Consider the following 23,111-nt stretch of genomic DNA (forward strand, 5'->3'; position numbering starts at 1 on the left):
AACATTATAAATATGATAATATCCACCTATGGCTTCTGGTATCACATGTTCATCTGATAATTCTTGATTATCTTGATGACAAATTATACAATATCCTTTTTTACACATATCTTTTTCAATTTAATAATTTATATATAATAAATATTATAAGAAGAACAAAAAAACAAATATAATAAATATTATTTTTTCTCCTTTTCATTATTGTCATTATTAAATGAGAACGAAACATGCTGCATCTGCTGAAGCTGTCGATGAGATTGGTGCCAATCGTCCGCTGGTTGATGCCGATGTGTAGTAGAGCCGGAACGTTTCTTTGTCTGCGTATGCACATAAAGCATTCTATTATAGGTTTTAATCCCCTTTATTAAGAAAAATATGCCGAAACACTTGCTGTCCAAGTAGCGCACTTTATGGTCATTGCTCTTGTAGATGACCTGCATTATCAGTTCCACCAGTAGCGTTTTTTATACCCTAATTCCTAGAAATAGTTGTTAATGCGGATATACGAACTGTTACTTGTGGCTTCTTCTAAAAAGTAATGAAAAAGCGGTTTTCAGAAGTGATTATAGAATAAAGTAAAAACATAAGATGAGACTATGATTTGGAACTATGAGCAAAAAAATGTACCTTTGTAATGTAATGATAAAGCTTAGACAAGCGAAAGTCTATGAGTGACACAAAAAGACAGTTTTCAGTTACTAAATCGTTACATTTGAAAAATTGAACTGAATTAAAATGTTGATTCATAAGGATTTTGGAGAGAAAGGTTCATAATCCTGTCTCTCCGCCGGAAAGGGGTATAAATCAAGTGTTCACGAGATTTATGCCCCTTTTGTTGTATCCTCAAAAGTCTATTGCGTGTTTATCATGGAATATAGTCATGCGTCCTGTCAACGGTAGGACATTCCCCGCTAATATCTTCTGAAAAAAGATGATGTACCCCCTTGCTGTTTGTCCTAACTATGTCACATTTATATTGTACCATTCCAACTCACAATTCCCGTAAATATCGGATATACATGGAAATACTACGATGTATTTGTAATAATAATGTCCTAAATATCTGTTTTTATCGTTACTCATAAAGATAAACAGTTGATTGTGCTTGTATTTTTAAAATTATTTGTATGTTTGTATAGTCGCAATCGAGTGGCAGTGTTTTTTGCATTTTAGGAAAAAAGCGTTTAGCCGAACTTCTGTATAAAGGGATATCAAGACTTTGTGCTCTATAAGAAGCTAATGCCCTTACGCTTTTTATGTTAATTGGTTTGCACATAAGGGCACAAGCCATAAATGTTTTGCAATATGATAAACACGTGTGTCGCTGTTCCTGTTTTCTTCCCGGAAAGTCTTTTCGGGATTTGAACCTCTCTGATACGGTATTCTCTTTACAATAGAGTGGCAGTTACCTGTTATGAATATACTTAAACTAACCATTATTACTACTAACCGTTTTTATTAATAACCTTTATGGACAAGAAAATTGTAGGTGTCAATGCCGGAAAAGTTTGGCAGGCACTAAATGAAGTAACTGAGATTTCAATCGTTGAGCTTGCCGAGAAGCTGAATTTAAGCGTGGAGAGCACAGCATTGGCAGCAGGTTGGCTGGCAAGAGAAGACCAGATCAGCATAGAGCGAAAGAATGGAACTATCGAGTTGCAGCGAAAGAACGCTTATACGTTTAATTTCGGCTAAGAGCAGCTCCGACCATAGCATAATGTTCCCTATACTTCCGGTGATGAAAATTCGTCGGACGTATAGGGAATTTGTATCTTTTATTGTGCCGGAATCCAACTGTCTACCAATGCTTGATGTTCTTTCATCCACTGACGGGCGGCATAGGTTTCCGTTTTCCGTGTTTCTTCCACAGCGGTCATCAGCGAACTGATTTGTTCGTCATTCAGCCGGATATTTCGTAAAAGTTCGGTAACAAACGGCTCCTTCTCACTAAAGCCTTTCCAAGTTACAGTGTGGATGGATTCCGCTTTGCCATATATCTGTTTGGGGTCGTCCAGTACTTTCAGTTTATAACGTCCGAACATCCAGTGCGGAGTCCAGCCGGTTACTACCACCCATTCTTTCTTCTGAATAGCCTTTCCCAGCGATGTGGTCATGGCGGGAGCGCTTGCGGTCATCAGTTTGTAGTCCAGCCCGTAGCCGTCCAGTGCCTTTTCGGTTGTTTTCATAATTCCGGCTCCTGCGTCGATGCCGATAATTTTTCCGGAGAATTTATCCTTATACCCGTTCAATTCTTCGATAGATTGGATAGTGACGTATTCCGGGACTACCAGTCCGATGCGTGCATTGTCGTATACATCGCTGATGATTTCCAGTTTGTCGCCGTATTGCTCCATATAATCATGCATGGTTACCGGCATCCATACGTCCATAAATACGTCCGCTTTTTTACGCGATAATGAAGCGAAGATAGGGGCTAAATCTGCGTTCAGCATTCGTACGTCGTAGCCGTGTTCTTCCAGTATCACTTTGGCCAGATGAGACATTGCGATACCTTCCGACCAGTTGGCGTAGGCTATGCTGATTTTCTTATCGTTGTTGAGGTTGCCGCAGGCTGTTGCCAGCAAAGCTGCCAGTAACAGTACGGCTGTTGTTTTCAGTCTGTTCATATTCCTTATTCCTTTCCTGTTCTATTGTTTTTTCTTTTTGCCTTGCGCCATACCCTGCGTGATGCGGTCCAGTACGATAGCCAGTATGACAACGGCTATACCGCCTTCAAAGCCAAGTCCTATTTTCATCTGGGTGATTCCTTTCAGGACGACTTCTCCCAGGCCGCCGGCCGAAATCATTGCGGCAATCACTACCATGGACAGAGACATCATGATTGTTTGGTTTATTCCCGTCATTATGGTTGGCAATGCCAGCGGTAGCTGTACTTTATAGAGTAACTGCCAAGGGGTGGCACCGAAAGAGCGGGACGCTTCCACTACATTTTTCGGAACCTGACGGATACCGAGCCCGGTCAGTCGTACTACCGGTGGCATGGCAAAAATGACGGTTGCAAATGCTCCCGGTACAGTGCCCAGTCCGAAGAACAGTACTGCCGGAATCAGATACACAAAGGCTGGCATGGTTTGCATGAAGTCCAATATCGGACGCATGATTTTATTGCATCGGTTGCTGTTGGCAGTCCAGATACCCAGCGGCACTCCCAGCAGCAGTGCGAGACAGGTGGACGATAGTACGAGCGCTAAAGTCTGCATGGTCTCTTCCCAGAAGCCCATTCCGTAAATCAGCAGCAGTCCCAGCACGGTAAATACTGCCGTACCCTTACCCGATTTCATCCAGGCAAGAATTGCCAGTACGGCAATGGTGATATAAAAGGGAATCCCGTACAGCACATGCTGAAAGCTGTCTATAAAGCCGCCGATACCGATGCTCAGAGTGTCAAAGAATGTAGCGAAGTTATTTGTAAGCCAGTTGATGGCCGTTTCTATATATTGTCCTATATTTATCATAATTCTATTGCGTTTTGAATGATTTCATTGATTTCTTCCTTGTTCTTTCCGGTTACTTCGATGATAAGTGATGATAGTGGAACCACTCCCTGGAATTCCCGGTTCTCGTTCACTACCCAGATAGGTGAGTTGGTGCGCGTCATCAGCGGCAGGATATCCTCAAGTATGGCATCGCTCAGTACGGAGTGCACTTCATGGCGCACAACGGTGTCTATCGAGCGGATTTGCTCCTTTCGCAGTTTTATCAGGTCGTTCAGTCTGACCTCGCCAATCAGGATATTGCCGGCATCTACCACAGGCAGTACGGTCAGATTGCGTTCACGCATTTTACGAATCAACACTTCCGGCCCTTCTTTCTTCAGTCGCGCTACGAGCGGTTTGTCTACCATGATAGAGCTTGCGGTGATAATCTTGGAACGGTCTACATTTTCTACGAAACGCTCCACATAAGCATTGGCGGGTTCGGTCAATATCTCTTCCGAAGTGCCTGTCTGTACGATTTCGCCGTCTTTCATAATGGCGATGCGGTCACCCAGCTTGATGGCCTCATTCAGGTCGTGGGTGATAAAGACAATTGTCTTTTTCATTTTCGACTGTAAAGTCAGCAGTTCATCCTGCATCTGTACGCGTATCAGCGGGTCGAGGGCGGAAAAAGCTTCGTCCATCAGCAATACTTCCGGGTTATTGGCAAGGGCGCGTGCCAGTCCCACACGTTGCTGCATACCGCCGGAAAGTTGTCCTACCATTTGGTTTTCATAGCCTTTCAGCCCTACCTGTTGCATACATTCCATAGCTTTCTTCTCACGTTCTCCCTTTTTCACTCCTTGCAGTTCCAGCCCGAAAGCGATGTTGTGCAGTACGGAGCGGTGGGGCAGCAATCCGAAATGTTGGAATACCATAGCGAGCTCTTTTCTGCGTATTTGCAGTAACTCCTGTTTGGAAGCCTTTGAGATGTCTGTTTCGTTGATTATGATTTCTCCTGAGGTAGGGCGTATCAGGCGGTTTATACAGCGTAGTAAAGTTGATTTCCCGCTGCCGGACAGTCCCATGATTACGAATATTTCACCTTCGTTGATAGAGAGATTGGCATCCTTTACGGCGACGGTACATCCGGTTGCCTTTAATATTTCCTCTTTGGTTTTGCCCTCTTTCAGCATTTTCTCCGCTTTATGTTTTTCTTTTCCGAAAATTAGGTATAGGTTTCTGATTTCTATTTTACTCATAATAATATTGTTTATTTTAACTAATGGTTCAGGTTTACGTTTCATTTTCAGACCGGGGCGGTTTATTTAACTCGGTTTGCCCTGGGCAGGACAAGCAAATATGGAATTAAGAATGAGGGATATTTGTCGTTTTCTGTTATATAAACGGGCTGTCGGTGCGCTTTGTTCAGGGGCGGTTAAAAAAATCCCGTCCTGCTTTCACAAGTAAGACGGGAAAACGACAAAATTTATAATAGCCTTTTAAGAGGGCTATACAAGTATCTAAAAAAAGATAAATGCATAATAAGAAAGGGAACTAAAAAAGCCCCCGACTTGTTAATATTGACACCACTCATGTACTAACAATAAATGCGATAAACGCACCGTCGAGGGCTTAATGCCTTCCCGTTGCGTATATCGCATTTATCGTACATAAGTGGTACTGCAAAAGTAATAATTAAATTTGATTATCGAAGTTTTTTTCGCTTTTTACTTGAGTTTGGTCGAATATAATATATTTCGGCTGATTATTTATGCCAAACATTTGGTAAATTCGAAAACTTCCTCTACTTTTGCGCCCCGAAAAGGAGAGGTGCTCGAGTGGTTGAAGAGGCACGCCTGGAAAGCGTGTATACCCCAAAAGGGTATCCGGGGTTCGAATCCCCGTCTCTCCGCTATTTCTGTCTATTATAATCCCACTTTCCGGATTGTACCCCCCTCATTTGAGCATCTATATATCCGCTTTCTGCCCTGCCTATATCGTATGTTTCATAAACTACATCATTTAACGACTCCACGGCTTCAAACCATTCATCACTCATATATCGGGTCTGTTCAAGTAGCTTTACGATGCTTACTATCTTATTAAAAGTACGGCTGTTAATAATGAACGGCAACTTTTTAAGATATTTGGCATCGGTATGCATGGTGAGTTTTGAATTGTTGTAGCAGAATTTCAATAGGAAATAGTTGCATAGTCTGGAATGTAAAATGCCCAGAATGTACCGGCACATGTTTTCGTCGCGGTCTGTAATTACAGTGACGGTTTCAGAGGCCTCTAAATTTCCTGCAAAGCTGGCGATGATACCCGCCTCGGCGCTGTAAATATTCTGAATAAACACCCGGTCACCTTTCTGGGGGACGGGGGCATTCTTTAGGGAGAACTTCCGGATGTCCTTTCCTGTGACGGCGGATGGAGATTTGGATTTGCCCCTGCCCACATAGCCTGTACAGATATCGCCTAACTTCTTATACGAGGATTCTAACCGCTTATATATGCGGAAATCCGTTTCATTCTCAAATAATAGAATCTCGTTGTCGTAAAAGCTCTGCGGAACTTCCAGACGCTTGATGAATTCATTGTTGCCGTATCCGTAGATGCGGATATTGTGGTTGGGGATGTGGCTGTTTTTTAGGGTGATGATTATTTGTTCCCCCCTTACGCTTTTAAAATACACGCCGATGTCGATAATCGACAATATGGTCTTTTCACTCAATATCAGCTTCCTCAGCTTGCTGTATGAGGCAACATGCAGGAAATTTTTGGGGATGATATATGAAATCACGCCGTTCGGACAGGCCAGTTCAAAAGCCCTGTATATGGCGGCAATAAATAAGTTACTGCCCGATTCTTTTACGCTTTTCAGGAACGGTCGGTCGGGAGTGTCTATGGTGATGTCCTTGTTGATAGGCACATAAGGCGGATTTCCTATCACATAATCTACGGGAGATTTTAAATGCAGCTCTCGTAGGATATCCTTGCCGTTGTTCGCTAAAGTATCCAGCACGGTGATGTTCTTTATGCCGCTTTTCCTTTGGCAGAGAGCTATCGCGTTTGCGTCGATGTCGGAACCATACACATTTTCATGGCCTGAGCTCCGTGCCGATACGATAAAGTTTCCCGTTCCGCAACAAGGGTCCAGTATATAGGCGCCGCAAGGAATCTCCAGGAATTTGATGATTCTTGAAGACAGTTCCATGTCGGTGTAATAAATACCCTTCCCTTTCTTATATGATGCGTCGAGGGAGTTTTCGTATTCTTTGCTTTCTGTTGAATAGGTGTCTGTTGCCATACCACTGCTATGATGTGGCAAAGATAGGCATTTTATCATGAAATCCGGCGGTATGCCTATATTCCCCTTTCTTTTTTTCTTTCCAGTTTCTCCTTCTTTCGCCACAGTTGGAAATGTTTCATCAGGGTATCTTCGTTGACTAACTCGTCCATGTCATAATCGGTGATGAAGCGGATGAGGGAATGTTTGTACATGATGCCGTGTTCAAATTTCTCGTTGAGCATATATTCTATCATTTCCCGTCTCATCTGGCGGTTTATCTTCACGGAAAGCAGGCGGATGCTTTCGCCGCTCAGGTAGTTGTAGGTACGCGGATCTTTGCCGATGTCGGGTACGGGTAGGGCAAAAGTGAGGTTTCCGATGTCGCGCCAAGAAATATTTTGAGGTCGGGGAGCGGTAAGTTCGAGTAAAATGTGATAAAGATTGGTTCGGTGGCTTAACTTTATGGCGCCTTCACGAATACAGTTGGCGTAGCGGGCGTACATGTAGTGTGCCAGATACGGTTCTACATTCACACAGATGGTCATCATTGGTTTTCAATGTTTTAATTTTTTAATAGTGATTTTTATGTTTGCGCTCCTGTGAAAGGAGTCCGAAACCGTATGCGGTTGAAGTTCATTCTGAACGGTTCCGGTAAAACATTGAATGGTAGCCGGTTAATGGCTTTCGATGATAGGTCGGTGTCCGATGGTTCGTTCCTCACCGAAGAACAGGGGGCTTTCCACCGAGGAACCGCCCGTTCCTCACCGAGGAAAAAAGAACCTTTAATACTTCGGGTGCAAAAGTAGGACAAATTAATAGTTTATATCATAATTATAAAGATATGTAATTAGCTATATATGTAATGAAACATTGTCTAAGATTTGTTGTTGACTGAGGGTCAATAAACTAATTATAATGTAAAAATAAACAGAACTATGGACAAAGGTGAATTTTATGATTTTATGTTATCCGTGATAACGGATATGGAACGGCAGGGACGTTACAGTACTGCCCATGTGTATTATTGTGCATTGCAGTCGGCGATGGGATATGGCGGATACTCTTTGCGCATTGAAGAATTGAACCCTGTTTGGTTGGGACACTATCAGGAGCACTTGCTGAGGCAGGCATTGATGTGGAACACGATTTCCACGTATATGCGTATGCTTCGGGCGGTATACAACCGGGCGGTGGATATGGGGCTGGCCCCCTATATCCCCCGACAGTTTAAAAATGTGTTTACCGGGCGGCATACCAATCATCAGAGGGCTTTGAAGAAAGAGGAAATACGGTTGGCGCTGCTGGAAAGAGTTGATACAGAGAATGATAATCTTCCGTCCGAAAGCGAAACTGCTGCACCCTGTACTTTACGCGACCTCGACTGGGCACGTGCCTGCCTGGAGCTGATGCTGCGTTTTCATGGCATACCTTTCGTCGATTTGGCACACTTGCGTAAGGTAGATTTGCGGAACGGCTATCTCACGATTCGTCGTCATAAAACGGGGATGCCGCTTTCGATAGCAGTCGATGCGGCGGCCATGAAACTCTTACGGCGTTATGCCAGCGATGATCCGTCTTCGCCTTATTTATTGAATATCCTGAATGGCAGGCTTTCCGGTAAAGAGGCGTATAAAGATTATCAACAGGCGTTGCGCATGCTGAACTTACAGCTATACCGGCTCTCACGAGCCTGTCGGTTGGGAAAGAGATTATCTTCCTACACCGCGCGTCACAGCTGGGCTACTATCGCGAAATCTCGCGGAATATCTGTGGAAGTGATTTCAGAGGCATTGGGGCATGCCTCAATCTCTACTACGGAAGGTTACTTGAAGCAGTTCGATAATGACGAAATCGAAAAGGCTAACAGAGTAATAATAAATTATATATTTAAGAAATAGCAAACAAAGCAAACAAACAAATTACGACTGATAATCAATACTATATAGCTTAGTTACTTCATAAGTAATGGAATCATAGATGCCCGCAAAATTATACATAATACTTAAAAAACCAAAGAAAATCTTATATTTTTTCACTTTTTGCTATGTATTTTGAGTGATAAGCCAGAACTCAGCTTTTATCTTTCTTAACTATGGAGATTATGGCACATAGCATCCCCGCACTTTTCTTAGGCTGAAAAGTGAACGGAGACAGTGTAGATAACACCCTATTATGTACACATAAATAACTATGTCTTTTTGTGTTTAGACATGACAATATAAATATTGTTATGTATCTATCTGTTACTTATGAAGTAACGGTATATCTTTTATGATAAATGAAATAAAAATGTTGACAGACAAAACACAGAAAGCAATAGGTATACTCCATGAGATAGCGTACTACGATACTCGCTCTTACTCGGACAAGGGGGCTGAACATGCTTGTAATCCTTCGTGTACAGCTATTTTGGGACAGTTGCGGAATGCCGGTTTCATACGTCTGTTACCCGAAGAACAACCGGATGCGGTTCAATCATATAGATTATGCAAGGAATTATCGGAAATATCTCTGTTTCAACTACTGATAGCTATCGGTGAAGGAATTAACCCGGTTGTTCCCAGCGCCGATGAAGACCGTATCTATAAGCATTTTCATTACGGCATGGGAGCGTCAAAGCTGGGTGTTATTAACCAGATGCTGTGCACCATGCTGCGCGATGTGAACCTACTGGATTTATAAAGATTGGAGCAAATGAGTAAAAACCTATACATACTGATAATATCCGGAATGTTGAGCATCCTGTCCGCTTCCGGAGCATTTGCGCAACGTCTGGCAGTGAAAAGCAATCTCTTAGCCGATGCTCTGGCTTCCCCGAATATAGAAGCGGAACTTCTTGTTTCTACCCGGTGGACACTGGACTTTGCGGCACATTATCAGCCGTTTGCTCCCCGTGATAACCGTCGTTGGAAACACTGGATTTTGCAACCCGAAGCCCGTCGCTGGCTGTGTACTCCTTTTGCAGGTCATTTTCTGGGTGTCCATGCTTTGGGCGGACGTTTCAATGTAGGCGGAGTGCATCTGCCTTTCCATATTCTGAAAGGAGCGCGCGAGGCGCGTTACGAAGGTTGGTTTTTGGGCGCAGGCATTTCGTATGGATATCATTGGGTGCTTTCTCCGCATTGGGGCATGGAAGCCGCTTTGGGAGTAGGGGCAGCCTTTCTCCGCAGCGACCGCTATCGTTGCGGCCATTGCGGCAGCAAGCAGCGGGATGTGAAAAACAAGGGATATTACGGCCCTACAAAGGCTGCCGTATCCATCGTATATATGATTAAGTAAAAACGTAAGTCACAATTAATAATTGAATAGATGAATCGAAAAACATTTTGCAGCGTATTGCTGCTGTTGTTGCCCTTGCTCACCTTATGCGGTCAAGAGGCTTATATGGGGCAGATACAGATAACCCGTCGGAGTTTCTCCCTTTCGGGCAATCAGTTGCATATACAGATGGATGTCAACTATGAAGGTTTGCAAATGCCTTCGGATGAATCGCTTACGCTGACACCTTTTTTGCTGGCGGGAGAGCAGTCGTTCGATTTGCCGTCTATTCTTATTAACGGTGCGGAAAAACAGAAAGTGTACGAGCGTACCCGTGTATTGGGTGGAGCGTCCGAAACGCGCAACGGTAAGAATCCCGTTCCCTCGGTGGTACTGAAAAACGACCGTAAGGCATCCCGCCGTTTCACATATAAAGTGGCTATTCCGTTCAGGGAGTGGATGGTGCAGGCAGACCTCATGCTGCACACCGAAGAATGCGGATGCAACGGTAAGGAAGCGGGAGTGTACGACGATAGGATTGCTTCGGGCATCCTGCTGCCCGAGGTGGAAGTTCCGGGTTTGGAGAAAAACGTGGATGTGCGCTGCCTGTCATGGGTCAATTTTATACCCGCTTCCCTTGAAAGCGCCGAGTTCCGCCTGCCGGCCAACGGTGACGGATGTATCACGCCGGAATGCCTGTTCGCCCTTGCCAACAGCTATACCCCAGGTTCCGCCGAGTTCAACGATATTTACGACCTTGCCGCCCGCCTGTTTCCCGATTGTCCGGAAACCAACATCAACGCCGCTGCCGTGGCTTTGAGCAAGCGCGATACGCGTAAGGCGCGCAGGTATCTTTCACGTTTTTCCACCCGTCCGTCCGCTTTCAACAATATGGGCGTGCTCTGTATGCTCGAAGGCAACCGCGAGAAAGCGGAACTTTATCTGGAAATGGCCGTAGCGGCAGGGGTAGAGCGCGCAAGCGAAGTTCTGGAAGAACTGAGGAGCAGGAGAAACCTGTATTGAACCGAAAAGGCAAGATGAACATACATCCGTTACTTTAATATATAAATATATGTCAGGAATCATGGTTTTGAAGTATAAGAAAACTTTAAGGATTGTAGGTATATGTATTATCTGCTGGCTGTATGCCTTGGCATTCGCCGTATTGGCTTCCTCGTGCGGCGGCGAGGCCGAAAGCATAGGCGGGAATACGGCAAAGACAGCTTTGCTCCGCTTGAGCATATCCGGTACGAACGCCGCAAAGACTCGCGCCACTGCCGCCGCCCTGCCCGAAAATGAGGCTACCGTTCATCGGCTGACGATAGGACTGTTTTATGCCGACGGGTCGGTGAACACCATTGCAGAGCCCGCTATCGAAGCCGACGGCACTACCGGGACGCTTGCGGTAGAGGGTATCTTGTGCTCACCCGGCACTTGCGACGTGATTGTGGTGGCAAACGCCCCCGAAGGAACGTTTGCCGGCGTACAGACCAAAAACGAATTTGTAGGGAAAAATGTCAGTCTGGTGCAGACTGTGCGCAACGGACAGCAGGCATCCGACCTCTTGCCCATGTCCGGCATCAGCGAGCGTCCGGTGGTGCTGGAAACCGGGAAGTCGGTTTCCGTGTCCGTCAATCTGTCCCGTCTGGTGGCGCGTATCTCCATTGCGAGCATCCGCAGCGCATTCAGCCTGAACTATGCCGATGCCACATTTACATTAGACCGCATTTTTCTGTGCAATGCGCTGGAAGCTTCCCGCGTTTCGCCCGGCGACATAACCCAAACCATGCCTGCCAAGCCTACGTGGCTGCATGGCGGTACGACGAGCGAGCAGCCCGACGGCTCTTTCCTGTGGACTGAGGGGGCGGGCTTTCTGCTGAATGATGTTACCCCTTCCGAAGGGATTCCGATAACCTCGGATGAATATACCGTACCCTATTGGTTCTATGCCTTTGCCAACAACGATGCCGCCAATCGTACCAAACTGGTGCTTTCCGGCTATTTCGACCCGGACGGCAGTACGGGGCCTAAAGCTCCGGTATATGTGTATTATCCTATCGTGGTGAACCGCTCGCAGACAGGTACGGTTATCACCCCTTCGGGCTCGGCCGTGCAAAACGGGGTGGGCGACGGCACTATCGTACGCAACCGCGACTATCGCATCAAAGCGGTTATCAAGGGCGACGGAGAACCCACGCCCGGTACGGAAGTAGTGCCTTCCAGTCTTGAACTGACGGTGAGCGTGGACGACTGGACGCTGAAAATTGTGCAGGAAGTGGAACTGAACTAAAACAGGAAGAATATGGGAACACTGAAAAAAACAGTTGTACTCTGCGTATTGGCAGGACTGCTTGGAGGATGTATTTCCGACAGTCCGGACGATTGTCCGCCCAAGCCCGATAAAGGGGGCAACAACGTGGATATAACGGTAGATATGGATACGAATGTGGATATGGGCGAGCAGGAAACGGAAATGCCGTAACCGGAACAGACCGTAATGAATACTTGAAAAACAAGACTATATGAAGATAAAAACGATACTGCTGCTGCTTTTTACATGTATCCTTCCGGATTGCTTGTACGCAGAGGTGATTTTGCCCCCCGACACGTTGGGCCCCGATAAACTCTATCGGGACTCGACGTACAGGCGCGTTATCAAAGAAGGGACGGCCGGCCTGAACTGCTATTTCTCTTATCCGCAAGGGGGATGGCAGATACGGAAAGACTACGGCGGCAATGCAGGAGAACTGGAGAAGCTGGATAAATTCATGCGCTCCTCGTTTGCCGATACGCTGATTTACGTCCGGCGGATTACCCTGACCGGCTATTGCTCCATAGAAGGCAGTTATGCTGCCAACGAGAAGCTGGCGCACGACCGTGCCAACGGGTTCAGAAACTATCTGAACAGCGTGTACGGGCTGGCGAGACGCTATCCGGTGGAAGTGCATTATGTAGGTGAGGACTGGGAGAGGCTGCGCGAACTGGTGGAGGCTTCCACATTGCCCGGACGTACGGAAGTGCTGGCTGTCATCGATAATACGGACATCTTCAAAGGACGCGAAAAGAAGCTGATGGACTTGCAGGGCGGAGTGCCTTACAACCTTATGCTGGCGGAGCTTTTTCCATTGCTCCGGCGGGTTGAAATCAGGGTGGAATACGACCTGCACCGCATCATCGAGGAACGTTACCGGCGGAAGTTGACGGATGCGGAATTTCAGGAAATACTTGCAGGCGAACGGGCTGCCGCCGAGGCCGACGAACTTCGTCTGGTGGAACTCAGGAGACTGGAAGCGGAAAAACGACAGCGGGCCGAGCAAATACGTATGGAAGAAGAACGTGCCGGACAGGCACGCCGGGAAGAGGAACAACTCCGCCGGGAAGAAGCGGAACGGCTGAAAGAGCAACGTTTCCGTGAGAAATGGCTGGCCGAACGGCAGGCACAGCGCACTGCACGCAAACAGCGCAATATGCTGTTGCCGTTGGTTTCCGTAAAAACGAACTTATATACCTGGGCGGGTATGACGCCCGATTTCGATTATACCGCATTTACTCCCAATCTGTCGGCGGAGTTCTTCTTCGCGCGCCGCTGGTCGGCAGTGGCTTCCGCCGCTTATGCGGATTGGGACTACGATGGCGGTAAATGCCATTGGGGAATATCGGGATACAGCCTCGAGCCCCGTTTCTGGTTGAACGGTGACGGCCGTTATCGCTGGTGCTACGTGGGCGTTTACGGACAAATGGGCGATTTTGATAACCGTAGCGCCGACAGCAGCCGTATAGCCGGAAGCACTGCCAACTGTACGGGCACTTATTGGGAAGGCGGGTTGTCCGTCGGATGCTACATCCTGCTCGATGCGCATTGGGGCTTCGAAGCCGGTTTGCGCGGCGGATACCGCACTTCGGACGTCAATGCCTATGACGTGGAAATGCCTTACTATTATTTCAACCGTAACTTCCGTGAGAATCATTTCGGAGTGACGGGAGTGGATATAAGTATCAGTTACCGGTTCGGCAGCCGGAAGTAAAAACGGGGAAAGGAGTTCGGACATGAAGATAAAAACGCTTGGTTGGCTGATTATTCCGGCCATTGCTTTTCCGTCATGTACGGAGAGGGCATTGGACTATCGCAGCGATGAAGGAACGGTGACGATTGCGCCCGAGTGGAGCGATTTTGCCTGTCCGTCTTCTGCCTGCTACCGTTTTTATACGACGGATGGCAAAGCCGTTGCCGGAGACGGTGCGGATGTCGCCGCTTCTGCCGGACAATTTTCGATAACGCTTCCCGTGGGCGGTTACCGCCTGCTTGCCTACAATACGGATGCGCGCGGAGTTGCTTTTACAGGGCTGGAGAACAGGCATTCCGCCGAAATCCGCCTGACTTCGGATGCGCAGCCCGGCAATGTATATAGCTGGAATGTGGATGATGTGAACGTTCCCTTGCGGGGTACGGTGCAATATGCGCCTGTTCCGCGCCGCCTGGTGAAGCAAATGGTGTTTCACTTCCAGGTGACGGGTATGGAAGAGGCAAAAGTGCTGAACGGCAAAATGAACGGGGTGTATCCCGCCCTTTTCCTGCTTTCCGGCGAACCGTCGGCGGAAAGCGTGGCGGCCGCTCCCGACACACGGACGGAATTTACCGTCACGCTGACAAGGGCGAAAGCGCAAGCCGGAAATACCGACCCGGCTTATAGGGCTTCGGCGGACATACGTTTGCTGGGATTGCTCTGTCCGGACGGCGGAACATCTTATGACTGCCGTCTGCAGTTGCAGGTGCGCAATTCCGTCGGCGAGGCATATAGCGCTTCGGTGGATATGAACGAAACGCTGACGGACATCATCAATCTGTATGCAGGCGAACTGCCGGCAGATGAAACGATAGAAGTAAACATCGGCGTCGACTTGATGAATACGGTTCTTACCGCTGTGGTAAAGGGATGGACGGAAGGAAGCGGTGAGGGCTGGGTAGGAGCCCGGAAGCGATGAACGGTGCATTAAAAAGGATGGCCTATGAACGGAGTATATAAAAATATTGCAGGAATGGCGGTGTGTCTGCTGCTGTGCGCTTGCGCGGAGCGGGAGTCATTGTTGCCGGACGGCCTTATCAGGCTGGGAACCCGTGCGGACAAATCTACGGATGTCCGTACCCGCGCTTCGGTGAACGACCTTGCCGGACTGGTTGCCGTGGGCGACCGTGTGGGCGTATACGGCGTGGTGACCGACCGTGCGGACGCTTCGTATGCCGCCTTGACCGCCGAATGGGATACCGCTCCCCTGATGAACAACGTGCGTACCACGAAAATAGACGCAACATCGGGCATGCTTTTCTGGGACGGCGATTATAGCTATCCGCCGGAAGAGAATAAGCGGGTGAAGTTCTGTGTATATCATCCCTATGCGCCTGTGGGTACGGGCGGAGATAATTATGTGGAAGCTGTGGCCGGACATTCTCCCGTTCTGCACTTCAAGCTGACGGGAGCGGAAGATGTGATGTGGGCGCATCCGGTCACAGGTTCACGCAGGCAGGTTCCTTCCGCATTGATTTTTGAGCATAAACTGACGCAACTCCGTTTCCGGCTGATTGATGACGAGGGAGAGTTTGCGGGGGTAAAAGTTACCGGGCTGCTCTTGACCGGAGTAAGTACGGCCGCCACCCTCGATTTGGAAACGGGGGAACCGGGCGGTTGGTCTGCCGCATCGGATGCGGTGCGGTTTCCTTTGAAAGCTTCCGTTGCCATAACCGGAACAACGGACGCGCCGCAAATTCTGGCGGGCGAGGTGATGCTGCAACCGGAGCAGTCCGTGTTCCGCCTTACGCTGAAAACAGACGGCAGGGGCGACTGCTCCGGCATAGAGATACGTCCGTCGGGCGGCGAAACGGTTTTTAGGGCGGGACGCTCCTATATGGTGACACTGAAATTCCGCGACCATACGGCGGTTGCCCTTTCGGCAAAGGTTACGCCGTGGGTGATGGACGGCTACGGTGAGGGAATGGTAGAGTAAATTATCAGTATTCATTTAACATAAAACAGTTATGAAAAAAAGTATCTTTTCGCTTCTTGCCGTAGTAACTATGGCAGGTTGTACACAGGGTGATGTAGTTGAATTGGTTCCGAACGAGAATGTGGAAATCAAGCTGACATCTTCCGCCATCGCGGCGGAGACAATGACACGTGCGCCGTACGAGGGTACGATAGGCGTAAACGGCTCGCTGACAGCCAGAGTGCTGGTGTCCGAAACGAGCGGCAGCTATACGACGACCTATGCCAATGACAAAATGACTTTTACGGACAACGGCACTACGGCGGTGGGTTTCGATACGCCTAAATATTATCCGGCAGACAACCGCGCTTTGTATATCTGCGGCTTGTATCCGTTTGAGGATTGGGGCACTCCGGCCAATGACGAATGCAAGTTTACATTCAATGGCAGCCAGGATGTGATGGCGGCCGGCCAGAAATCTTCCACAAAGAATACGTCGAAAGACGGCACTTATCCCCAGCTAACATTCAACCACCTGCTTACACAGTTGGTAATCAAAGCGGTGGCCGAGGATGATGCGGCCATTACGGCATGGGGAAATCTGACAGACCTCACCCTGACAAAAGTAGGCGCGGACAATCCGGCAAGTGCGGTAACGGTGACTTTATCGACCGGAGTTGCCGATGAAGGTACGGCATTTGCCACACTGTTGCCTGCGGGTATGTCTTTCTGGGTGAAAGGAGCTGCTCCGGAAACCGCTTTCACGTCGCAAACCAAAGCGCTGACTACCGACGGTGAAGAAGTTGCCTACTCGATGGTGGCTCCTCTGAAAAACGCAACCGGCACGGCAGACTATACGCTGGCCGTAAAAACCGCCAATTCGGGCTCTACGCCTGTAACCGTGCCTGTCAATTTAAGAACGACCGGCAGTAATGCCGACTATACCGCATCGACGCAGGGTAAGAAGTTCGTGGTGCTCCTTACGTTCAAAGCTACCGAAATCAAAGCGTCGGCTACCGTGGAAGACTGGAAAGAGGACGGCGGAAGCAGCGAGGATATACAATAATCAACCGATATACAGTATGCTTATGAAACGGAATAAATGGATTTTATATATCAACGGCGTTTTACTGTCGGTGTTTGCGGCCTGTTCCGCAGATTCGCCCATGGAAATGGTACAAGACGACGGACGGGTGGAAATACGCATTAACAGCAATATAGCGTCTTCGGTAGAAGCGGCTACGAGGGCGGTACTGGACGGAATGATTAATTCCGGTTTCGGTACGGATTTGGATGTGGCGTTTGCACGTGCCGATGCCGACAATAGCGGTACGTATACCGCATATGGAACCGATGCGCCGGCGGGAAGCATAGCGGCTTCTTCAAAGGAGCTCTCTTTCGCCCCTGCCCAATATTATCGGGCAAACGGAAACAAAACCAAGCTGATAGGCTGGTATCCGCGACGTACAGGAGTATCCTTTACACAGGCGACAGGCGTGGTGGATTTCGGCACGATTGACGGTAAGACGGATATTATGGCCACCCCGTTGAAGGAGGGAAAGAAAGACGCGCCGATACAGTCGTTGGCTTTCAGCCACCTGCTTACCCAAATCAGTGTAAAGGTGTATGCTCCCGATGCGGCCACACAGGCTTTGTGGGGCAAGGTGAAATCAATCAAGGTTACCGGGAAAAAGCAAGGGTGCACGTTCAAGGTACCGGCCGTAACATCGGCGGACGGAACAACCATAACCGACCTTTCCTTTACGGGTACGGACAATTTGGATCTAGTTTCCGCAGACCCGGTTACGCCTTCAAGTACGATTGCCTATCCGCTGGAAATGGGCGTAGGCGCTACTGCCGACGACGCTGTTATGGCGGGATATGCCATGTTTGCCCCGCAGACGGCCGATGCCATCGAATTGCAGGTCGATTTGGTTGCCGGCGGTTTGCAGAAACCTAAGATTTCCGTTCCTGCCGACGGCGGTTTCAAGGCGGGCACTTCGTATGCCATTACTTTGAAGTTTACGTCTGCCGGGATAAATCCCACGGTGTCCGTTACCGACTGGGTAAGCGGAGACGCGATTGAGGATGTGGAAATATAATAAGATAACCCATCGGATTTATGAACTATAAAGGGATGATAAAATACTTGCCGGCAGTATTGTTGCTCTGCGCGTGTACGGAGAACGAACTGCTGTTGAGGGAACGGGAACAGCAGTTTGCCGTACGGTTTTCCGCATCGGGCGTCTGTACCGAGGTGGCTACAAGGACGGCTTCACTGCTGGCGGACGGCACAATGCTGCGTATTCTCGCTTTCCGGCGCGTAGGTGAGTCTCCCGATTTGTCAACGGATAAATACATGGGAGAGGGCACGTACAAAGCCATAAACGGCGACGGTACTTTAGCGGCTGTCAGCTCTTTGTTGCTGCGTACGGGCACGTACGATTTCTACGCCCTGACCCCGGATTTGGCGGTGGCCGATGCCGGCCGCAGCGGAGCCGGCGTGACGTGCGCCGTTTCTGTGGGGCACGGCGTGGACTATGCCACTTCGCTGACGCCGGGACAAACGGTGAGCGAGGCAAGTCCGGCCGTTGCACTCCACGACTTGAACAGGCATTGCACGAAGCTCATATTCGCATTGCAGCCGAAAGCGGGCAATATCACTTCGGTAAGTGTCGAGTCTGCCGGACTGACCAATATGACGCAGGCGCCTGTAACGGCGTCCCTGCACTCCGCGTTACCCGTTGCGGGAGTTGCGCAGACCGATGTCCTTACGATAGCGGGGGATAAATTTTCCACGCCGGACGCGGACAAAAAAACGTCGGCTTCCGCGGTGACATTACCGCGTGAGGCGGGCGAATTCCGGTTCAAGATGAAAGCGGCGTTCAATGGGAAAGCGGCCGCGGAGTTTGTTGCGGATATGCCGGAAACGCTTGCTTTTGCAGCGGGCACGCAATACACATTCACCCTGAAAATGAAAGGCGGTTCCGTCCGGTTGATTCTGGAGGTGCTTCCCTGGGGCGAGAGCGTAATGTCCGGACAGGACAACATAGGCGCGTTTACTCCGGTGACTATTCATATAGGCACGTGGGAGCATGTGGAGATACCGGGTGAAACGGGTGGCGGCAATACCGTCGTCGGTACAGGCCAATGGGTTCCTAATCCGGAACTGGACGCCGAAATAGGCGCGTTCGGGCTGACATCGGTAGGCGGTGAGGACTTGCCCTGGGCTTCGGAACAAGGGGTTCCGGGCGAAACCGGAGGCGGTAATACGGAAGTCGGTTCCGGCGATGTCTGGGGAACGGAAGACGTACCTGCCGATACCGGAGACGGCAAGACAAACCCGAATCCGGATGTAGTATAAGAAACAAGAAATATGAAAAAGAAATAAGTATGAAAGTAACAAAATTTTTCGGACTCTGGATGTTATCCGCGCTTTGCCTCTTTTCCTGTACGGACGAGGAGCAGACGCAGGGAAATATCGCTCCTGATGTTGCGACGACACCTGTGAGGCTTTCGCTCGGTATGGCGCCTATGCGGGAAACCGGAAGTGTGACGCGTGCCCGTGGCGACCATTCCTTGGACTTGGTGCTGGGTGAGGAGGCCGGGAAGCCGGCAGATGATGCCGTAACCCGTGCCGGTACGCTGACCGACGCTCAGGAGAATGCGGTAAACGATATTTGTGTGTTCCAGTTCGGCAATGCCGACGGCAAGCTGAAATACAGCGAATATGCTTCGCTGACGGACGGCGGGCTGACGGCGGATATTTCACTGGCCGCGGGGATGGGCACGTGTACGGTGTATGTGCTGGCAAACGTGGGCGACCTGACGCAAAAGGTGGCGTATGGGAGCGCTTTGGCCGACTTCAAGAAGTTTGCGGCGGAAGTGTCCTCGGGCAAGGGAACGGGACAAAACCTGCCGATGTGCGGTTGCAAGACCGACTTTAACTCGGAAACGGACAATGCATCCCTTACCGTCTCGCTGACCCGTGCGGTAGCCAAAGTCAGTCTGAACCTGACAACTCCGAATGCCGGTGACGCTTTTACGGTGGCTTCCGTGAAGTTGATGAACGTGGCGAAGAAACTTTATTATGTAGAGTCGGCGGCAACCGCTCCGGCTGCGGAGGAGCTTACAGCCTATACGAGCGACAATTCCAAGACTGTCGCCTGGTATATTCCTGAAAACAAGGCGGGAAGCAATTCGCTGACGGACTGGAAAGACCGCTATGAGGGAAATGTGCCTGCTACGGCCACCTATATTCTGATAGAAGGAAGCTATAAGCCGCAAGGCGGTAGCGCCCGTGATGTGTCGTACGCCATCTATCTGGGCGCAGGCGACAATGCAGCCGATTTTAATGTGGCGCGCAACACGAAATACACGGTGAACGCCGCTATTAAAGGTACGAACATGAACGACGGCCGTGTGCTGGTGGGCAGGGATTTGAGCGCAGCCGGAACCCGGACTGCCAATTGCTATGTGGTCAGGACTTCCGATGCCAATAAATGGTATCGCTTTAAGGCTACCGTGCGTGGCAACGGTGCGGAAACTCCGGCGCAGATTTCCTATACGGGTGCGGTGATACCGGCCAACGACAAGATTCAGCCTACCAATGCCGCCCTCGTGTGGGAAACCCGCGAAGGGGGGACGGTTTCCACCCTGGACTATGTGGGGTATTCCAGAAACGGCTATGTCGTGTTCAAAGTGGGCGGAGCCACCGAAGGAAATGCGGTGGTTGCCGCCAAAAACGGAGTTACCACTCTTTGGAGCTGGCATATATGGACTACGGCGGCATTCGACGGAAACGGCATTAAGGTGCAGACATACGAAACACGTCCGCGCGACGAACTTGCCGCCTATGCCGATATCGCCAAGCGGAAGTTTGAGATGATGGACCGAAATCTGGGTTCTGCCGGCGGAAAGGCTACGAAAGTGGCGGAAGAGGCTGTGAAAACGTATGGCGTATATTTCCAGTTCGGCCGTAAAGACCCGTTTCCTGCGGCAGGGGTAATGACAAGAACGAATGATGCGGACATTGTGCCTGTGTACGATGGAAGCGGAAACAGGATTCTGAAGAATTCCAACCAGATAACGAACAGTGTGCTCACGAAGGCTTTTGACCTGAATGCCGTGAAAGTTCAGCTTGCTTATGCGGTGGAGAATCCGCTGATGTTCATTCTGCGTAATGATGAGGATAAAGCCGTCACCTATGGCGGTGACGGTACGAATCCCTCTTATAACTGGATTTTTGCGGCGCATCCGGCAAAGGGCGGCGCGGAAGGTTCCGTGCCGTGGAAAGCATCCAATAAGCTGTGGGGAAGCGGTTTGCAAGATGAGAAAGCCGGCCTGATGCTGGGAACGGTTGCGGATGTGAAGAAAACCATCTACGACCCGTGTCCCTATGGCTATCATATGCCGCCGCAGGATGCATGGACTAACTTTACGACCGTTACAACGGCTTATAATACGAGTAACGTGACCGAATACAATGTGGTTGAGGCGGATAAGTATAATCAGACTACCGATGGTATCGGCTTTACGGATGAAAAATTCGAGGTGTGGGGACGTAGATTCTTCACTACCGGGGAAGCGGAAACAGCGGATGCGGGCAATGTGGCGTTCTACCCGGCGGCCGGCTATCGCGACGGGTTTGACGGCCATGTCAACAGCGTTGGGTGGGGGTGCTACGCTTGGTCGGCCTCTCCGTACTCTGCCACGTCGCAGAACGGGGGCTTCCTGAGCACGGGCTCAGGCTGGGTGGACCCGGTGAGCAACACCGGCCGTTCGAATGCGTTCCCTGTGCGTTGCGTCCGAGATTGATAGCGGTACGAAGTGACGCTATTCGATTTGTTTTTTGATTTATTCTTGGGGGCATTTAAAGCCCCCAAGACCTAAAACCGCCGTAAGGCGGTCGAAAAAAAAAGTTCTTTGAAAGAAAACAAGTTCCGGTTATATATCGAGAGTATTGCAAGTCCCGGTGCTTGCGGTAGGGTGATATGTAAATTCAGCAATCCACTGGCGGAGTAATTTGCGTATAAGGACTACGTGTTGTGCGGTTACGGCCGCCTACACCCCGAGCTACGTTTCCGTTAGTTATCCACACCAGTCTGTATGGGGACCGGGCGGCGTATTCCGTTTGACAGGGATATATCCGCTTCTTTCCGGTACATTCATTTCAGTGATTGCTTTTTCCGGCGGCCGGCTATCGCAACGGGTTTGACGGCCATGTCAACAACGTTGGGTGGGGGTGCTACGCTTGGTCGGCCTCTCCGTACTCTGCCACGTCGCAGAACGGGGGCTTCCTGAACACGAACTCAGGCTGGGTGAACCCGGTGAACAACACCAACCGTTCGAATGCGTTCCCTGTGCGTTGCGTCCGAGAACTTACAGGCCTGAACTTTGTTTGTATGAGACACCGAAGATTTTTTAAGGGGGATGACCTTCTTCTTGCCCCCGGCGCAATCTTCGGTTTTTGTAGCCGGATGAGGATGTGAATCACCGTCCGTGCCTATTTGTTTGTTTGAAAGTTTTCCCCTTCCAGGCGTGGAAGGGGGAACTTATTTTTATCGTAACGTATCATCAGTTATTTACCATAAAAAAACAGTATGACCGTAAAGGAAATTATTCAGATAGAGAACGGCAACCGGAATACCATCATCCTGTTGCGTGAGGGAATATTCTGGCGTGCCTATGAGAAGTCGGCGTATGCCTTCTCCATGCAGGTGCATCCCTATAAGCCTACCCGCAAATGGGTGATAGCCGTAAAACAGGATGTCGTTTCGTTGGGCTTTCCTGTATCGGCAGCCGAAAATGTACTGAACGGTTGCAAGGTGCTGATGCGGCAGGAAGCCCGTTTGGTACTGGCCGCCTCGCCCATAGATCCCGACGGGTTTGAGGTTTGGAAACAGACTGTACCCAGGTCGTTGCCGCCTGCTGTTGCCGCTCCTGAGCCTGCCGCCGCTTCGCCGGTTATGGAGCCGGCCGCTTCATCTGCCGCTTCATCCGTTGTTTCACCCGCCGTTTCTGCCGTCGGACAGTGTTGCGACGGGCTTGCGGACTGCATCCGCCGTTTTAACATCGAAAGCAAAACTCCCGTGGACTGCATGTTGTTCCTTATGGAACTGAAGCGTAAACTGGCGGAATAA

At 49.5% G+C, this 23,111-nt stretch carries 22 protein-coding genes, 1 tRNA gene and 1 pseudogene; 17 read left to right on the top strand and 7 right to left on the bottom strand.

Going from position 1 to position 23,111, the window contains the following annotated elements:
- Together BHV73_RS14690 and BHV73_RS04210 are read right to left on the bottom strand one after the other, a co-directional pair.
- Nucleotides 1-108 (bottom strand): HNH endonuclease (locus BHV73_RS14690; protein WP_353681441.1); only part of this gene is annotated, 108 nt, incomplete at its 3' end.
- 194 nt (nucleotides 109-302) lie between these two features.
- A pseudogene (locus tag BHV73_RS04210) lies at nucleotides 303-535 on the bottom strand (DUF4138 domain-containing protein); the annotation flags it as partial.
- Between the two features lie 935 nt (nucleotides 536-1,470).
- Here BHV73_RS04210 and BHV73_RS04215 point away from each other — a divergent pair.
- Nucleotides 1,471-1,695, top strand: coding sequence for a winged helix-turn-helix domain-containing protein (locus BHV73_RS04215; RefSeq protein ID WP_022217587.1), 225 nt, complete (start codon nucleotides 1,471-1,473; stop codon nucleotides 1,693-1,695).
- A gap of 80 nt (nucleotides 1,696-1,775) precedes the next feature.
- Here BHV73_RS04215 and BHV73_RS04220 read toward each other — a convergent pair whose 3' ends face one another.
- Genes BHV73_RS04220 through BHV73_RS04230 form a run of 3 tightly spaced genes read right to left on the bottom strand, consistent with a single transcriptional unit; the run spans nucleotide 1,776 to nucleotide 4,699 of the window.
- Nucleotides 1,776-2,627 carry a glycine betaine ABC transporter substrate-binding protein gene (locus tag BHV73_RS04220; RefSeq protein WP_087426848.1) on the bottom strand — a complete coding sequence of 284 codons (852 nt, stop codon included), beginning with the start codon at nucleotides 2,625-2,627 and terminating at the stop codon, nucleotides 1,776-1,778.
- 21 nt (nucleotides 2,628-2,648) lie between these two features.
- Nucleotides 2,649-3,476 carry an ABC transporter permease gene (locus BHV73_RS04225; RefSeq protein ID WP_196053361.1) on the bottom strand — a complete coding sequence of 276 codons (828 nt, stop codon included), beginning with the start codon at nucleotides 3,474-3,476 and terminating at the stop codon, nucleotides 2,649-2,651.
- The gene (locus BHV73_RS04230; RefSeq protein WP_087412502.1) at nucleotides 3,473-4,699 is read right to left on the bottom strand and encodes a quaternary amine ABC transporter ATP-binding protein; all 1,227 of its coding nucleotides are present in this window, start codon (nucleotides 4,697-4,699) and stop codon (nucleotides 3,473-3,475) included. Before BHV73_RS04230 ends, BHV73_RS04225 begins: the two co-directional genes overlap by 4 nt.
- Nucleotides 4,700-5,264: 565 nt before the next feature.
- Between BHV73_RS04230 and BHV73_RS04235 the strand changes: the two genes are divergently transcribed.
- Nucleotides 5,265-5,352: transfer RNA gene (locus BHV73_RS04235), tRNA-Ser, on the top strand.
- On the opposite strand, the gene BHV73_RS04240 is transcribed toward BHV73_RS04235, so the two are convergent.
- Nucleotides 5,353-6,750: an HsdM family class I SAM-dependent methyltransferase gene (locus tag BHV73_RS04240; protein WP_286736863.1), complete on the bottom strand. Its 1,398-nt coding sequence runs from the start codon at nucleotides 6,748-6,750 to the stop codon at nucleotides 5,353-5,355.
- Nucleotides 6,751-6,806: 56 nt separating this feature from the next.
- A complete protein-coding gene (locus BHV73_RS04245; protein ID WP_022219613.1) occupies nucleotides 6,807-7,280 on the bottom strand; it encodes a hypothetical protein in 474 nt (157 codons plus the stop codon).
- A 72-nt stretch (nucleotides 7,281-7,352) separates the two neighbouring features.
- Here BHV73_RS04245 and BHV73_RS04250 point away from each other — a divergent pair, with 72 nt between their 5' ends.
- The 15 genes from BHV73_RS04250 to BHV73_RS04320 all read left to right on the top strand — a co-directional run bounded on the left by BHV73_RS04250 (nucleotide 7,353) and on the right by BHV73_RS04320 (nucleotide 23,111).
- Nucleotides 7,353-7,538 carry a hypothetical protein gene (locus BHV73_RS04250; protein ID WP_286736864.1) on the top strand — a complete coding sequence of 62 codons (186 nt, stop codon included), beginning with the start codon at nucleotides 7,353-7,355 and terminating at the stop codon, nucleotides 7,536-7,538.
- Between the two features lie 129 nt (nucleotides 7,539-7,667).
- Nucleotides 7,668-8,630, top strand: a complete 963-nt coding sequence (locus BHV73_RS04255; protein ID WP_286736867.1) for a tyrosine-type recombinase/integrase — start codon at nucleotides 7,668-7,670, stop codon at nucleotides 8,628-8,630.
- 373 nt (nucleotides 8,631-9,003) lie between these two features.
- Nucleotides 9,004-9,414: a hypothetical protein gene (locus BHV73_RS04260; protein ID WP_022219615.1), complete on the top strand. Its 411-nt coding sequence runs from the start codon at nucleotides 9,004-9,006 to the stop codon at nucleotides 9,412-9,414.
- A 12-nt stretch (nucleotides 9,415-9,426) separates the two neighbouring features.
- The gene (locus BHV73_RS04265) at nucleotides 9,427-10,011 is read left to right on the top strand and encodes a DUF3575 domain-containing protein (RefSeq protein WP_286736871.1); all 585 of its coding nucleotides are present in this window, start codon (nucleotides 9,427-9,429) and stop codon (nucleotides 10,009-10,011) included.
- 30 nt (nucleotides 10,012-10,041) lie between these two features.
- The gene (locus tag BHV73_RS04270) at nucleotides 10,042-11,013 is read left to right on the top strand and encodes a DUF3868 domain-containing protein (RefSeq protein WP_087426842.1); all 972 of its coding nucleotides are present in this window, start codon (nucleotides 10,042-10,044) and stop codon (nucleotides 11,011-11,013) included.
- A 49-nt stretch (nucleotides 11,014-11,062) separates the two neighbouring features.
- Nucleotides 11,063-12,280: a fimbrial protein gene (locus BHV73_RS04275; protein WP_286736875.1), complete on the top strand. Its 1,218-nt coding sequence runs from the start codon at nucleotides 11,063-11,065 to the stop codon at nucleotides 12,278-12,280.
- 12 nt (nucleotides 12,281-12,292) lie between these two features.
- Complete coding sequence (locus BHV73_RS04280) at nucleotides 12,293-12,472, top strand: hypothetical protein (RefSeq protein WP_286736877.1); 180 nt, start codon at nucleotides 12,293-12,295, stop codon at nucleotides 12,470-12,472.
- 40 nt (nucleotides 12,473-12,512) lie between these two features.
- Nucleotides 12,513-14,015: a DUF3575 domain-containing protein gene (locus BHV73_RS04285; RefSeq protein WP_286736878.1), complete on the top strand. Its 1,503-nt coding sequence runs from the start codon at nucleotides 12,513-12,515 to the stop codon at nucleotides 14,013-14,015.
- Nucleotides 14,016-14,037: 22 nt separating this feature from the next.
- Nucleotides 14,038-14,973: a DUF5119 domain-containing protein gene (locus tag BHV73_RS04290; protein WP_286736880.1), complete on the top strand. Its 936-nt coding sequence runs from the start codon at nucleotides 14,038-14,040 to the stop codon at nucleotides 14,971-14,973.
- A 24-nt stretch (nucleotides 14,974-14,997) separates the two neighbouring features.
- A complete protein-coding gene (locus BHV73_RS04295; RefSeq protein ID WP_283127690.1) occupies nucleotides 14,998-15,990 on the top strand; it encodes a fimbrillin family protein in 993 nt (330 codons plus the stop codon).
- 31 nt (nucleotides 15,991-16,021) lie between these two features.
- Entirely contained in the window at nucleotides 16,022-17,035 is a 1,014-nt protein-coding gene (locus BHV73_RS04300; RefSeq protein WP_087426837.1) for a fimbrillin family protein, read from the top strand.
- A gap of 22 nt (nucleotides 17,036-17,057) precedes the next feature.
- Nucleotides 17,058-18,071, top strand: coding sequence for a fimbrillin family protein (locus BHV73_RS04305; protein WP_286736884.1), 1,014 nt, complete (start codon nucleotides 17,058-17,060; stop codon nucleotides 18,069-18,071).
- A 35-nt stretch (nucleotides 18,072-18,106) separates the two neighbouring features.
- Nucleotides 18,107-19,333: a BF2992 family fimbrillin-A clan protein gene (locus BHV73_RS04310; RefSeq protein ID WP_286736886.1), complete on the top strand. Its 1,227-nt coding sequence runs from the start codon at nucleotides 18,107-18,109 to the stop codon at nucleotides 19,331-19,333.
- A 29-nt stretch (nucleotides 19,334-19,362) separates the two neighbouring features.
- The gene (locus tag BHV73_RS04315; protein ID WP_286736888.1) at nucleotides 19,363-21,786 is read left to right on the top strand and encodes a DUF4906 domain-containing protein; all 2,424 of its coding nucleotides are present in this window, start codon (nucleotides 19,363-19,365) and stop codon (nucleotides 21,784-21,786) included.
- A gap of 785 nt (nucleotides 21,787-22,571) precedes the next feature.
- Nucleotides 22,572-23,111 (top strand): hypothetical protein, encoded by a 540-nt coding sequence (locus BHV73_RS04320; protein ID WP_286736890.1) that lies wholly within the window; start codon nucleotides 22,572-22,574, stop codon nucleotides 23,109-23,111.

It is taken from the genome of Bacteroides sp. 44_46, from assembly GCF_001915465.1.
Classification (GTDB): Bacteria; Bacteroidota; Bacteroidia; order Bacteroidales; family Bacteroidaceae; genus Bacteroides; species Bacteroides clarus.

Bases quoted from the DNA above. Each gene is read 5' to 3' on its own strand.
- BHV73_RS04215 (WP_022217587.1), top strand. From the start codon at position 1,471: ATGGACAAGAAAATTGTAGGTGTCAATGCCGGAAAAGTTTGGCAGGCA.
- BHV73_RS04220 (WP_087426848.1), bottom strand. From the start codon at position 2,627: ATGAACAGACTGAAAACAACAGCCGTACTGTTACTGGCAGCTTTGCTG.
- BHV73_RS04225 (WP_196053361.1), bottom strand. From the start codon at position 3,476: ATGATAAATATAGGACAATATATAGAAACGGCCATCAACTGGCTTACA.
- BHV73_RS04230 (WP_087412502.1), bottom strand. From the start codon at position 4,699: ATGAGTAAAATAGAAATCAGAAACCTATACCTAATTTTCGGAAAAGAA.
- BHV73_RS04240 (WP_286736863.1), bottom strand. From the start codon at position 6,750: ATGGCAACAGACACCTATTCAACAGAAAGCAAAGAATACGAAAACTCC.
- BHV73_RS04245 (WP_022219613.1), bottom strand. From the start codon at position 7,280: ATGATGACCATCTGTGTGAATGTAGAACCGTATCTGGCACACTACATG.
- BHV73_RS04250 (WP_286736864.1), top strand. From the start codon at position 7,353: ATGCGGTTGAAGTTCATTCTGAACGGTTCCGGTAAAACATTGAATGGT.
- BHV73_RS04255 (WP_286736867.1), top strand. From the start codon at position 7,668: ATGGACAAAGGTGAATTTTATGATTTTATGTTATCCGTGATAACGGAT.
- BHV73_RS04260 (WP_022219615.1), top strand. From the start codon at position 9,004: ATGATAAATGAAATAAAAATGTTGACAGACAAAACACAGAAAGCAATA.
- BHV73_RS04265 (WP_286736871.1), top strand. From the start codon at position 9,427: ATGAGTAAAAACCTATACATACTGATAATATCCGGAATGTTGAGCATC.
- BHV73_RS04270 (WP_087426842.1), top strand. From the start codon at position 10,042: ATGAATCGAAAAACATTTTGCAGCGTATTGCTGCTGTTGTTGCCCTTG.
- BHV73_RS04275 (WP_286736875.1), top strand. From the start codon at position 11,063: ATGTCAGGAATCATGGTTTTGAAGTATAAGAAAACTTTAAGGATTGTA.
- BHV73_RS04280 (WP_286736877.1), top strand. From the start codon at position 12,293: ATGGGAACACTGAAAAAAACAGTTGTACTCTGCGTATTGGCAGGACTG.
- BHV73_RS04285 (WP_286736878.1), top strand. From the start codon at position 12,513: ATGAAGATAAAAACGATACTGCTGCTGCTTTTTACATGTATCCTTCCG.
- BHV73_RS04290 (WP_286736880.1), top strand. From the start codon at position 14,038: ATGAAGATAAAAACGCTTGGTTGGCTGATTATTCCGGCCATTGCTTTT.
- BHV73_RS04295 (WP_283127690.1), top strand. From the start codon at position 14,998: ATGAACGGAGTATATAAAAATATTGCAGGAATGGCGGTGTGTCTGCTG.
- BHV73_RS04300 (WP_087426837.1), top strand. From the start codon at position 16,022: ATGAAAAAAAGTATCTTTTCGCTTCTTGCCGTAGTAACTATGGCAGGT.
- BHV73_RS04305 (WP_286736884.1), top strand. From the start codon at position 17,058: ATGAAACGGAATAAATGGATTTTATATATCAACGGCGTTTTACTGTCG.
- BHV73_RS04310 (WP_286736886.1), top strand. From the start codon at position 18,107: ATGATAAAATACTTGCCGGCAGTATTGTTGCTCTGCGCGTGTACGGAG.
- BHV73_RS04315 (WP_286736888.1), top strand. From the start codon at position 19,363: ATGAAAGTAACAAAATTTTTCGGACTCTGGATGTTATCCGCGCTTTGC.
- BHV73_RS04320 (WP_286736890.1), top strand. From the start codon at position 22,572: ATGACCGTAAAGGAAATTATTCAGATAGAGAACGGCAACCGGAATACC.